Annotated in this window: 13 protein-coding genes; 1 reads left to right on the top strand and 12 read right to left on the bottom strand. The window is 67.6% G+C overall.

The genetic code is table 11. The features are described from left to right. Position 1: 1 nt before the first annotated feature. The 7 genes from nuoF to O1R50_RS12965 form a co-directional block, all read right to left on the bottom strand. Positions 2 to 1,252, bottom strand: coding sequence for an NADH-quinone oxidoreductase subunit NuoF (gene nuoF, locus O1R50_RS12995; protein WP_408612687.1), 1,251 nt, complete (start codon positions 1,250 to 1,252; stop codon positions 2 to 4). 77 nt (positions 1,253 to 1,329) lie between these two features. Then, the gene (nuoE, locus tag O1R50_RS12990) at positions 1,330 to 2,028 is read right to left on the bottom strand and encodes an NADH-quinone oxidoreductase subunit NuoE (protein WP_270110488.1); all 699 of its coding nucleotides are present in this window, start codon (positions 2,026 to 2,028) and stop codon (positions 1,330 to 1,332) included. After that, on the bottom strand, positions 2,025 to 3,359 hold the full coding sequence (locus O1R50_RS12985; RefSeq protein WP_270110487.1) for an NADH-quinone oxidoreductase subunit D: 1,335 nt from the start codon (positions 3,357 to 3,359) through the stop codon (positions 2,025 to 2,027). Before O1R50_RS12985 ends, nuoE begins: the two co-directional genes overlap by 4 nt. Before the next feature lie 87 nt (positions 3,360 to 3,446). Continuing rightward, positions 3,447 to 4,145, bottom strand: a complete 699-nt coding sequence (locus tag O1R50_RS12980; protein WP_270110486.1) for an NADH-quinone oxidoreductase subunit C — start codon at positions 4,143 to 4,145, stop codon at positions 3,447 to 3,449. Beyond that, positions 4,142 to 4,777: a NuoB/complex I 20 kDa subunit family protein gene (locus tag O1R50_RS12975; protein ID WP_333490262.1), complete on the bottom strand. Its 636-nt coding sequence runs from the start codon at positions 4,775 to 4,777 to the stop codon at positions 4,142 to 4,144. Before O1R50_RS12975 ends, O1R50_RS12980 begins: the two co-directional genes overlap by 4 nt. Positions 4,778 to 4,786: 9 nt before the next feature. Further along, entirely contained in the window at positions 4,787 to 5,146 is a 360-nt protein-coding gene (locus O1R50_RS12970) for an NADH-quinone oxidoreductase subunit A (RefSeq protein WP_270110485.1), read from the bottom strand. 4 nt (positions 5,147 to 5,150) lie between these two features. Next, positions 5,151 to 6,437, bottom strand: coding sequence for a geranylgeranyl reductase family protein (locus O1R50_RS12965; RefSeq protein ID WP_270110484.1), 1,287 nt, complete (start codon positions 6,435 to 6,437; stop codon positions 5,151 to 5,153). A 449-nt stretch (positions 6,438 to 6,886) separates the two neighbouring features. Here O1R50_RS12965 and wrbA point away from each other — a divergent pair, with 449 nt between their 5' ends. Beyond that, positions 6,887 to 7,507 (top strand): NAD(P)H:quinone oxidoreductase, encoded by a 621-nt coding sequence (gene wrbA, locus O1R50_RS12960; protein ID WP_270110483.1) that lies wholly within the window; start codon positions 6,887 to 6,889, stop codon positions 7,505 to 7,507. A gap of 703 nt (positions 7,508 to 8,210) precedes the next feature. Here the strand turns inward: wrbA and O1R50_RS12955 are convergent. Genes O1R50_RS12955 through O1R50_RS12935 form a run of 5 tightly spaced genes read right to left on the bottom strand, consistent with a single transcriptional unit; the run spans position 8,211 to position 12,019 of the window. Beyond that, complete coding sequence (locus O1R50_RS12955; protein ID WP_270110482.1) at positions 8,211 to 8,606, bottom strand: hypothetical protein; 396 nt, start codon at positions 8,604 to 8,606, stop codon at positions 8,211 to 8,213. Position 8,607: 1 nt separating this feature from the next. Next, complete coding sequence (locus O1R50_RS12950) at positions 8,608 to 9,192, bottom strand: hypothetical protein (protein ID WP_270110481.1); 585 nt, start codon at positions 9,190 to 9,192, stop codon at positions 8,608 to 8,610. Then, entirely contained in the window at positions 9,189 to 9,851 is a 663-nt protein-coding gene (locus tag O1R50_RS12945; RefSeq protein WP_270110480.1) for a hypothetical protein, read from the bottom strand. Before O1R50_RS12945 ends, O1R50_RS12950 begins: the two co-directional genes overlap by 4 nt. Before the next feature lie 3 nt (positions 9,852 to 9,854). Then, a complete protein-coding gene (locus O1R50_RS12940) occupies positions 9,855 to 11,642 on the bottom strand; it encodes an alpha/beta hydrolase (protein ID WP_270110479.1) in 1,788 nt (595 codons plus the stop codon). 5 nt (positions 11,643 to 11,647) lie between these two features. Beyond that, on the bottom strand, positions 11,648 to 12,019 hold the full coding sequence (locus O1R50_RS12935; protein WP_270110478.1) for a hypothetical protein: 372 nt from the start codon (positions 12,017 to 12,019) through the stop codon (positions 11,648 to 11,650). Positions 12,020 to 12,046: the final 27 nt, after the last annotated feature.

Genomic DNA, 12,046 nt, shown 5'->3' with positions numbered 1-12,046 from the left:
GTCAGTGCGCTCCGATCTTTGCAGCGTCGAAGAGGGCGGGCTTGTGGCCCTCGATGTAGTCGAGGTAGTCCTGCCGGAAGTACTTCAGCGACGAGGTGACGCACGAGGTGGCGCCGTCGCCGAGACCGCAGAAGGAGCGGCCGAGGAGGTTCTTGCACGCGCTCTCGAGGAGCTTCAGGTCGCCGAGGGAGCCCTGGCCGGAGAGGATGCGCTCGTAGACGCGCACCATCCAGTAGTTGCCCTCGCGGCACGGCGTGCACTTGCCGCAGGATTCGTGGGCGTAGAACTTGATCCAGCGCCAGCAGGCGACGACCGGGTCGTCCTGGTCGGAGAAGATCATGACCGCGGTGGTGCCGAGGATCGAACCGGCCTTGGCGACGTTGTCGAAGTCGAGCGGCACGTCGATCGAGTCGGCCGAGAGCATCGGGGTGGAGGAGCCGCCGGGGGTGAAGAACTTCAGCTCGTGGCCCTCCTCCATGCCTCCGGCGAGTTCGATGAGCTCGCGGAGCGTGGTGCCCATCGAGCACTCGTACTGGCCGGGGCGCTTGACGCGGCCCGACAGCGAGTAGATCATCGTGCCCGCGGCGTTCTCGGAGCCGAGGTCTTTCCACCACTGCGCGCCGCCGAGCACGATGTGCGGGACGGCGGCGATGGAGCCGACGTTGTTGATGCAGGTGGGCTTGTTGTAGAGCCCGTGCGTCGCGGGGAAGGGCGGGCGCAGCCGCGGCTGGCCCCGCTTGCCCTCCAAGGAGTCCAGCAGCGCGGTCTCTTCGCCGCAGATGTAAGCGCCTGCGCCGGAGTGGATCACGACTTCGAGGTCGAAACCGGAGCCGAGGATGTCCTTGCCGAGGTATCCGGCTTCCTTGGCTTCGCGCACGGCGTTGCGGAGGCGACGGGCGGCGTGGACGGCCTCGCCGCGCACGTACACGAACGCCCGAGAAGCCTTGATGGCGTATGAGGCGATGACGATGCCCTCGATGAGCGAGTGCGGGTCGTTCATCATGAGCGGCAGGTCCTTGCAAGTGCCCGGCTCGCCTTCGTCGGCGTTGACGACCAGGTAGTGGTCCTGGCCGTCGTCGGGCACGAACTGCCACTTCATGCCGACGGGGAACCCGGCGCCGCCGCGTCCCCGGTGGCCGGACTCCTTCATGAAGGCGATCAGGTCGCCCTCGGAGTACTTGAGGGCCTTGCGAAGCGCCTTGTAGCCGTCGAGCTGCTCGTAGACGTCGAGCTTCCACGCGCCCGGGGACATCCAGCGCTTGGTGACGACGGGCTTGAGCTTGTTGAGGGCGTCCTCGCGGGGCCGCCTGGGACCGGGCACGGTAACGCTCACTTCGCTTCCTCGGGTTCTTTGGCCAGCAGGGGCGCGGTGGGATCGAACGCGGGGGCCGTGACGCCGGCCTCCGCGGCGAGGCGGGCCCCGGCGAGCGTGGCGTCGCCCTGGGCGTTGCCTTCGAGCCCGGCGGTGCGCTCCTCGTCGAACCCGGCCAGCTGCACCGAGATCTCACGAAGCGTGCACAGTGGAGCACCGCGGCTGGGGATCGGGCGGCGGCCCTCTTTGAGCTCGCGCACGAGCTCGAGGGACTTCGCCTCGTCCATGTCGTCGAAGAACTCGTAGTTGACGGTGACGACGGGCGCATAGTCGCACGCGGCGAGGCACTCGGCGTGCTCCAGCGTGATCTTGCCGTCCACAGTGGTCTCATCGTGGTCGACGTCGAGTTCGTCGCTGAGCGCGTCGAAGACCTTCTGGCCGCCCTTGGCCTGGCACAAGGTGTTGGTGCACACCGAGACCAGCCAGTCGCCGGCCGGTTCGCGCTTGTACATCGTGTAGAAGGTCGAGACCGCCTGCACTTGGGCCTTGGTGAGGTTCAGGACGTCGGCGCAGAACGCGATGCCGTCGTCCGAGATGTAGCCGTCGTGCGACTGCACCAGGTGCAGCAGCGGCAGGAGCGCCGAGCGCTCGTGGCCCTCGGGGTAGCGGACGAGGATCGCCTCGGCCTGCTCGCGGATCTTCTCCGGGTAGTTCATCTGTCGCAACCTCCCATGACCGGGTCGAGCGAGGCTCCACCAGCGATGACGTCCGCCAGCAGGCCGCCTTCGGCGAGCGCGGGGAGCGACTGCAGGTTGATGAAGGAGGGGTCTCGCATGTGGATGCGGAACGGCCTCGTCCCGCCGTCGGAGACGGCGTGGATGCCGAGTTCGCCGCGTGGGGCCTCGATGGCGGTGTACACCTGCCCGGCCGGGACCCGGAAGCCCTCGGTGACGAGCTTGAAGTGGTGGATCAGCGCTTCCATCGACTGGCTCATGATGTGCCGGATATGGTTGAGGCTGTTGCCCATGCCGTCGCTGCCGAGGGCGAGCTGGGCGGGCCAGGCGATCTTCTTGTCCTCGACCATGACCGGGCCGGGCTCGAGCTTGTCGAGGCCCTGGCTGATGATCTTGAGGCTCTCGCGGATCTCGTCGAGGCGGACCACGTAGCGGGCCCAGGCGTCGGCGCCGTTGTGCGTCGGCACCTCGAAGTCGTACTCCTCGTAGCCGCAGTACGGCATGGTCTTGCGCAGGTCCCAGGCGAGGCCGGCGGAGCGGAGCACGGGGCCGGTGACGCCGAGGGCGAGGCACCCGGAGACGTCGAGGTAGCCGACGCCCTGGGTGCGCTCCTGCCAGATGGCGTTGCCGGTGAGGAGGCCCTCGTAGTCGTCGAGGCCCTGCGGCATGTAGTCCACGAAGTCGCGGATCATCTTGAGGCCGTCGCGCGGGAGGTCCTGGGCGACGCCGCCGGGGCGCACGTACGCCATGTTCATGCGCAGGCCGCAGACGGCTTCGAAGATGTCCAGGATCTTCTCGCGGTCGCGGAAGCCGTAGATCATCATCGATAGAGCGCCCAGTTCCATGCCGGTGGTCGCGAGGGCGACCAGGTGGGAGCTGATGCGGTTGAGCTCCATCATGATCACGCGGATCACGTCGGCGCGCCTGGGCACGGTGATGCCGAGCAGCTTCTCCACCGCTAGGCAGTAGGCGGTCTCGTTGAAGATCGGCGCGAGGTAGTCGGCGCGGGTGACGAAGGTCGTCCCCTGTGTCCAGTTGCGGTATTCGAGGTTCTTCTCGATCCCGGTGTGGAGGTAGCCGACGATGGGGCGCACCGAGCGGACGGTCTCGCCTTCAAGCTCGCAGACCAGGCGGAGCACGCCGTGCGTGGACGGGTGCTGCGGGCCGAGGTTGACGATGAGGCGCTCTTCGCTGACCGGGTCGACCGACGCGACGAGCTCGTCCCAGTCGCCGCCGGTGACGGTGTAGACGCGGCCTTCGGTGGTGTCGCGCTCTGCGGCGTAGGCGTCTTGGGCGTTATCAGTGGCGGTCACTTGCAGGCCCTCCTCTCGTCAGGCGGCGACTGTGCTTTCCTTCTGCGGGGGCTTCGCCACCACGCACCCCCCACGGGGCGTTCCGGGTCACTTGTAAGCCCGCCTTTCGTCCGGCGGAGGGATATGCGCGCCCTTGTACTCGACGGCGATGCCCCCGAGCGGGTAGTCCTTCCGCTGCGGGAAGCCCTCCCAGTCGTCGGGCATGAGGATGCGGGTGAGGTGGGGGTGGCCCTCGAACACGACGCCGAACATGTCGTACGTCTCCCGCTCCTGCCAGTCGGCGGTCGGGTACACCTCGGTCGCCGACTGGACGACCGGGTGCTCAAGTCCCACCGCCGTTTCGAGCCGCACGCGGCGCCGGTAGGTCATCGAGGTCAGGTGGTACGTGACGTGGAGCCGGTTGCGCTGGTCCGGGTAGTCCACGCCGGACACCGAGTTGCAGAGCTCGAACCGCAGGCTCTCGTCGTCGCGCATGGTCTTGCAGACCTCGGCGACGCGGTCGGGCGCGATGTGGATGGTGAGCTCGCCGCGGTCGACGACCACCGCGCGGGTGATCTCGTCGCCGTGCGCTTCGCGCAGGGCCGCAACGATCTCGTCGAAGTAGCCGCCGAGCGGTTCGGGCGTGGAGACGAGCTCCCCCGCGCTCGGCGTCGCCTGCACGAGGCCGCCGAAGCCGGAGGTGTCACCGGTGTCGCTGACACCGAAGAGCCCCTTCGGTTTCTGCATGCCGACGGGCTGGACGTCGTCCGGTCCCGCGCTGCCCGTTCCCGTTGGATCGGAGGTCATCGCTTCGCCACCGCCTTCCGGATGCGCAGCTGCTCTTCCGTCCCGGCTTCCGCGGCCTCGATCCACTCCTTCTTGCGCTGCTTGTCGAAGCGGTAGGAGGAGGGCATCGCACCGGGCTTGACCACGGGCTCGGGGAGGTCGGCGAGAGCCTGGCGGCGCTTCTCGCCGAGCGGCTCGTGCTGGACCTTCTCGTGGAGCTTGAGGATCGCGTCGAGCAGCATCTCCGGGCGCGGGGGGCAGCCGGGGAGGTACATGTCGACGGGCACGACGTGGTCGACGCCCTGCACGATCGCGTAGTTGTTGAACATGCCGCCCGAGGTGGCGCACACGCCCATCGAGAGGACCCATTTCGGTTCCGGCATCTGGTCGTAGATCTGGCGCAGGACGGGGGCCATCTTCTGGCTCACGCGTCCGGCCACGATCATCAGGTCCGCCTGACGCGGGGAGGCGCGGAAGACCTCCATGCCGAAGCGGCCGGTGTCGTAGCGGGCGGCGCCGGTGGCCATCATCTCGATGGCGCAGCAGGCGAGCCCGAACGTGGCGGGCCACATCGAGGCCTTGCGGGTCCAGTTCACCAGGGCCTCAACGGAGGTGAGGATGATGCCCTGCGGGAGTTTCTCTTCTACACCCATATCGGAACCTCAGTCCCAGTCCAGTCCGCCGCGACGCCATTCATAGGCGTAGGCGACGAACAGCGCGGCGATGAACATGAAGACGGCCCAGAACCCGAAGATCCCGAGGACGTCGTGGTGGACCGCCCACGGCACGAGGAAGATGATCTCGATGTCGAAGACGATGAACAGCATCGCGGTGAGGTAGAACTTCACCGGGAACTTCGTGGGCCCCGAGCTCGTGGGGGCCGGCTCGATGCCGCATTCGTAAGGGTCGTACTTGGCGCGGTTCTTCCGATGGGGGCCGGTGATGCGCGAGGCGACCACCGAGACGATGCCGAACCCCGCGCCGATCGCGAACATGATGACGACGGGCACATAGACTTCCACGTTCCTAGACCCTCCTTCCCAAACTCGGCGTGACGATCCGCATCCCGTTGACGATCCGGTCGGCGGTGTCGCGCCCGGGTCGGTCGGTGAGGTTCGCCAGCAGTTTCAACACGACGCGCATGAGCGCGGGACGTTTCAGGCCGTGCTCGGTGCACAGCTTCATGACGGCGGGCTTGCCGATGAGGTGCGAGAAGATGCCGCCCATGCGGTAGTACGAGCCCCAGAGGTCGTCCATCTTGTCGGCGTAGGTGCGCAGGACCGCTTCGCGGCGGGGCACGGAGCGGGCCTTGAACGCTTCGGCGACAACGGATGCGGCGACTTCGCCCGCCTCGACGGCGTAGGCGATGCCCTCGCCGTTGAAGGGGTTGACCATGCCGCCGGAGTCGCCGACGAGCATGAGGCCGCGGCTGTAGTGCGGGGTCCGGTTGAAGCCCATGGGAAGCGCCGCGCCGCGGACGGGTCCGTCGGCGTTCGCCTCGTCGGCGAGGCCCCACTCCTCGGGAGTGTTGGCGAGCCAGTCGCGAAGCAGCGCGCGGTAATCGGTCTTGCCGTAGCCCTCGGAGGAGTTCAGCACGCCGAGACCCACGTTCACCCGGCCGTCCCCCAGCCCGAAGATCCAGCCGTATCCGGGCTGCAGGACGTCAGGCTCAGCGGCGGTCCGCAGCGCCAGCCACGACTCGAGGTAGTCGTCGTCGTGCTTGGCCTCGGACTTGTAGTACTGGCGGACCGCGACGCCCATGGGGCGCTTCTCGTCGCGCTTGAGGCCCAGGGCGAGTGCGAGGCGGCCGGAGACGCCGTCGGCGGCGATCACGAGCGGCGCGCGGTAGGCGACCTGCTCGCCATCGCTGACGGCGGTGACCCCGCAGACGCGCCCGGCGAGGTCGAAGATCGGCGCGGTGACCTTGACGCCGCAGCGGAGTTCGGCCCCGGCGGCGACGGCCCGGTCGGCGAGGATCTGGTCGAAGTCGAGGCGGGTGCGGGTGAGGCCGTAGTTCGGGAAGTCCTGGAGGGTGGGCCAGTCCAGCTCGATGGCGATGTCGTCGGCGACGACGCGGAGGCCGCGGTTGCGGATCCATCCGGCGGCTTCGGAGGTGTCGACGCCCATCTTGAGCAGCTGCGCGACGGCGCGGGGCGTGAGGCCGTCGCCGCAGACCTTCTCGCGCGGGAAACGGGTCTTCTCCAGCAGCAGAACGTCGAGGCCCCGGGAGGCCAGGTGGTAGGCCGCGGCCGAACCACCAGGTCCCGCGCCGACGACGATGACGTCGGCCTCCGGGGTTGCGTGAGTGGTCACGGGCGTCCTCTCAGGCGAACAGGGCGGTGATCCTTTTAACGACCATCCGGCTTGTGAAGATCTTCACAAGCGTTTGCCGCAAGTCTAGAACTCCGCTATCTACGCCCTGTCACTTAGGTCCGCCTAAGTTGTCATTATTCGAGGTCACGATGCATACAGGCGTGCCTGAACCAGAGTTGCGCGAGCGAGTGGAGCGCCTCAGGTGACTCGTACCAGGCAGGTGATAAAGCCGACAGTCGAACACCCTTTCCACAGAGAGCACGCTGAAACACTCTCGTAACAAGCGCCTGGGCCGCAAGCCCCGCCCCCTATAAGGCAAATCGATCCGCGAGGCAACGTGGCCAGCGACACATCGTTCAAATTTGAAACTTCCCCGCGAGACCCGTATGGTCGATGGGTAATTCAAATCTGAACTACTTATTGACCGTTCTCCTGGAAGAGGTAGGAACATGTCCGAGCCTGTCAAGGTCACCGTCGTCTACTACTCGCAGACCGGCAACGTCACCCAGCTCGCCCGCCAGATCGCCGCAGGTGCGGAGAAGGCCGGAGCCGAGGTCCGGCTGCGCCGGGTCGCCGAACTGGCGCCGCAGGAGGCCATCGACTCGAACGAGCAGTGGGCCGCGAACATCCAGGCCAGCGCCGATATCGCCGAGGCCACCCCCGACGACGTCGACTGGGCCGACGCCGTGATCATGGGCAGCCCCACCCGCTTCGGCAACGTCTCCTCGCAGCTCAAGCAGTACATCGACACCCTCGGCGGCCTGTGGTTCCAGGGCAAGCTGGCCGACAAGGTCTACTCGGGCTTCGCCGCCGCCTCCGGCAAGCACGGCGGCAACGAGTCGACGCTGCTGGCGCTCTACAACTCGTTCCACCACTTCGGCGGCATCATCGTGGCCCCCGGCTACGCAGGCGAGGTCGCCTTCGCGAACGCCTCGCCGTACGGCGTCTCGCACTTCGGCTGGGGCACGCCGGTCGACGAGGGCGTGCTCGCCGCCGCCACCGCGCAGGCCGAGCGTGTGGTGAACACCGCCGCCGCCCTCAAGGCCGGCCGCACCGCCCTCACCGCCTAAGCACCACGACACCGAAGCGCCCGTCCGGCCCTCCTACGGCATCAGGAGGATCCGGCGGGCGCTTTGTCGTACGCAATCGCGGCTGGTCTTCGGTCGGGTTCAAGCGGTCAGCGACGAAGAGGCGGCGTGAGGGCGGGGCTCGGTGGCGGGACGCGGGTTCGTGTCGGGCGGGCGGCGGCACTCCCGAGATCGGGAAGCGCGCCTGTATTTTCCTTGCGGCGCAGCGGCTCCGGGGTGGAAGGTGAGCATCTTGTACTCCTGTGGGTGATGACGGTGGGGGGCGTATTGAGGATACTTGAGATACGTACAGGGACAGGGAATTCGTACAGGTGTCGAGTAGGTGTACGCAGACTACGACAAGCCTCTGGCTGAATCGACAAACCGACTTGTTTCGAGGCACTCAGCCCCCACCGGGGGTTCCAGACCTCATCCCCGTGCTATCGCCCGCAGCTGTCCGCGCCCCGATGGGCCGTGACTGGGTGGACGATTTCCTAGTTGGGATCACCCCAACCAGAAGGCAGTGCCTTGCAAGAAGGCACCTGCGACCCAAGCCAGACCCGCCGGCGCGAGCGACATAGCGAGACCGGGCAACAGAGGACCCGGCTCGGCTGCGGCTCATGTCAATGGCGATCCCACCATCGATAGCGGGTGCTTGTCGACCGAATCTCGTTGACGCTGGCACTGCCTGCTCACCGCCGCCTGTTCAGCGTGTGCCGACCTGGCACCAGCGCCGGGACTGCGGCAGCAGGAGGAACGGCATCGTCAACACCGCTGGAACGACCATGCACGCCGCATACGCCCATACCGCTCCCAGGTTCACGGCCTGGGCGAGGATCAGCGACGGGATGACAAGGCCGTGTCCGACTACCGTGACCCACCACAGGATCCGCGAACCCAGCCAGACGCCTACCGAAAGCAGCAGCTCGACCAAGCCGATCACCAGCAGGGGCCTCCCGACCTCGGCCATGTCGCCGAAGTCCTGCACGTCCCCCATCGAGATCAGCAACCCGGCGATGACGAAGCAGTAGAGCGGCGGAACGATCCCCGCGACGATCGCGGTCCACGGCGTCCGTCGCGGTGTGTCCTGCATCGGCCTCATGTCATCCGCCATCGTCGTGTCCGCCTTCCGGAACGCTGTCGTGGTCGGGTTCTACGCCTCCGAGGGGTTCGGGGGCAGAGAAGTCGGGGTCCGCTTCGACGCATTCCGGGCCGCCGCCGAGTGAGGCGTCGATGACGACCTGGCCCAGGACCCGGTAGTAGAGGCCGACGCCGTCCTCGCGGACGGCGCTCACGCGCGAGACGGCGCCCGAATCGTCGCGATCGATCTCGACCTCGTGGCCCTGCGCCTCCCAGAACTCGGCCAGCGCCTCGGGGTAGGCCTCCCGTACGAGCGGGTCCTCCCAGCTCGCTTCAGGGAAGACGTATTGGAGGTGAACGGTGTCGTGGCCCTCGAGTACCTCGTTGCGGTCCACGCCGTGTCGGCAGTCCTCGAGCGAGATGCTCCGCGACTGGAACCCGGGAAAATCCTCCAGCTCCGCGATCGACTCCGCCAGGAACTCCTCCATCGCGGCCAGCGCCTCAGTGTCGTTGAACTCCTCGTTCACTTGCGGGCCAGTGCAAGCCGAGGCTGCCAGTCCGAGCGCGAGCACTGCCGCGATCGCACCGGCGAGTCTTGTGCGCCTCACAGCACGTCCTCGTAGGAGTCGGGCGAGTCGAAGGGATCCACCGCGCCGTCGGCCGGGATGCCGTCGGGGAAGTACTTGCCGACCTTGTCGAACCGGCCGCCCGGTCGCACGCCGCCCGTAGGCGGGACGTGCTCGATCGCCTCGTGGTCGCTGGCCGTGACCGGCCCTGACTGCACCCGTAGCACCGTGTAGCCGGACACCCAGTACCACAGGGAGATCCCGTCCGGCCGGGTCGCGACGAGGCTGCGGTCGGTGCGGTCGGGCTTCTCCTTCACGGCGTCGCGGAAGATCGTGTAGCCCAAGGAGCTCCAGTGCTCGCGGAGGACGTCGACGTAGGTCTCGCGGACCAGCGGTGTGCCGGAGTCGGGCAGCGAGAAGACATAGGTGATCTCGACGATCGTGAAGCCCGGGACGTCGATGCCGCCGCTCGTCGCGGGCATCTCCGTCCAGATGCGCTCCTTGAAACCCGGGAAGTCGGGCAGCGCGGTGACCGCGTCCGCCGCGGCGGCTTCCATCGGCGCGTAGGCCTCGGCCTGCGTGTACCGCGGTTCAGGCGGGTTGTCCATGAGCTTCTCCACGATCGAACGGACTGGCGGCAGGGCGGCGAGGGCCGCGAGGCCCCTGCGCCACCGCGAGCCGGGGGATGGTCTGCGCGGCATGCGTCATCGCTGCCCAGTGGCGATGTCCGCGAGCGTCTCGCGTCCGGCCATGTTGGTGTCGTCCCAGTACGTGCTGTGGTTGTTGGCGTTCCACGCGCCGGTGTCGCTGTGGAAGGTGTTCCCGCCGAAGTCCTCTCCGGCCGGGTTGGCGCCGTGGAGGAAGTCCGGTGAAAGCTGGATCGGGTCGAGGGAGTTCGTGGTGGACCACACGTTGTCCTCGTCCACACCGAGGGCGCTGGCGGTGTCGGTGCCGACGCCCGGGGAGGCGACGAAGACTATGTTGTCCGCGTTGACGCCGTCCTGGGAGGCGGCGTGTCCGATCACGGTGGTGCCGTAGGAGTGGCCGGTGAGCGTGTGGTTGGTGTTCGGCTGCCCGGTGGCGTCCAGTCCCTTGGTGAACCGCTCGAGGTCGTTGCTGGCGCCGTCGGCCCAGCGCTCCTGCATGGCCTCGGGCACGATCGTGTCAGGGGCGTCGTAGCCGAGCCACATCACCGTGGCGTTCGACGCTCCGGGGGCGGCGAGTTGGGCGTCGCTCTGCATGGTCTCGGCTCGGTTGATGAGGCCGTCGACGTCGGTGAGGTTCGAGGTGGTGCCGGGGACCAGCGTGTTCACGTTGTCGGCGGTGTCGGGGTTGCCGACCGAGACGATCGCGCGGCCGCTGTCCTGGGTGCCGAAGCCGAGCAGGTAGTAGGGCTGCTTCGGTTCGGGCCCTTCGGCGAGGGCCGGGGTGCCGTCGTCGTTGGTGATGCGGTCCTGGAGGTTGGCGAGGTCGTCGCGGTCGCCTTTGAGGCCGTCGAGTTCTTCCTTCGCCTGCTCGTACTCCTCGGATTCCGGGTCCATGCCTTGGAGCGCTTGCTCTTTGGCGGCGATCTGGGTGCCGAGCCTGTCGATGTCGTTGTCGAGGAGGGTGCGGTTGGCGGTGTCGCGGGACTCGGTGGGGATGCCGTCGACCGGGCCGACCCATTCCGGGTGCTCCTCGATGAGGGCCTGCCGCTCGGATTCGCTGAGGCCCTCCCACCACTGGTTGACCTGTTCGGGCGACATGCCGGAGGTGCCTTCGGCGATCGCCTTGGCCTCGCCCGCGACCTCTTCGGTGACGCCTTCCTTGTAGTCGTCGACAAGATCGTCATAGGTGGCGCCGAGTCGCGGCGGGAGTTCGGTCGGGTTCTCGCGCATCTCGGAGAGGGCGGCGGCCGCTTCGTCGTCGGCGTCGTGGGCGCGGGACATGACGGCGCGGAGCCAGTCCTGGTACTGCCCGGCGAGGCCGATGGCGGTGCCGTAGAGGTCGACGCCGTTGAAGAGGACCTTGATGGTGTCGAGGTCCCAGAAGCCGTCGGGTTTCTGCACGCCGCACATGTCGCAGAGCCACTGCGGCGGGTTCAGGGTGAGGATCGCCTGGTGGAGGTCGCCGGAGAGGTTGACGTCGTATTCGCTGCGGGGGCCTTCGATCTCGAAGTCGTGCTGCTCGATGAGCGGGACGAGCTCCTTGAGCTCGTTCTGCTCCTTCTCGAACGCGTCGGCGACTTCGAAGAGGGTGGTGGCGATGCGGGTGCTGGCGTAGTCGGAGAGGTCGTCCTCGTAGCGGTCGGCGGTCATGCCGATCTGCTCGCGCACTTGGGTGGCGGTGTCGGACTCGAAGTGCTCGGCGCTGAGGTGGCCTTCGATCACCTCGGTGCGGAGGCGTTCGGTGTGGGCGAGCTGCTGCTCCACATAGGCTTTCCAGGTGTCGCCGAGGGTGCGGATCGCTCCGCAGTCGAGGTCGCGGAGGTGCTCCCAGGTCAGTTCGCTCATGGTCCCTACCAGTCCGGCCGGGCGTCGGCGTTCGCGTTGGCGCGTTCGGGGTAGAGGTCGCCGGCGACGGACGCGAAGGTGCCCGCGTTGTAGTCGTCGACCTCGACGGCCTCCTCGGCGCAGACGGCGAGGTACTCGCCGGTGTTGCCGAGGAGGCTGCCGAATCCGAACGCGCGCTCGCCCTGCCACCATTCGCCGGCGGCTTCCAGGGCGGGGCCGAGCGCGGTTTCGGCCTCCTTCAGGGGGCCGGCAGTCTCGGCGTTCGAGGTGGCGATGGCGCTGGCCTGCTCATCGACCTCCGACTCGATCTCGAAGAGGATCTCGACGGATTTGCGGACCTCGTCGGGGTCCATCGCGAAGACGTCAGCGCCTGCCATGGGCGGCCTTCGGGTAGGGAGGAGTTA

The organism is Glycomyces luteolus (assembly GCF_027622875.1).
In the GTDB taxonomy this organism is placed as follows: domain Bacteria; phylum Actinomycetota; class Actinomycetes; order Mycobacteriales; family Micromonosporaceae; genus Glycomyces; species Glycomyces luteolus.
This window is presented reverse-complemented; position numbering and strand designations above follow the sequence as displayed.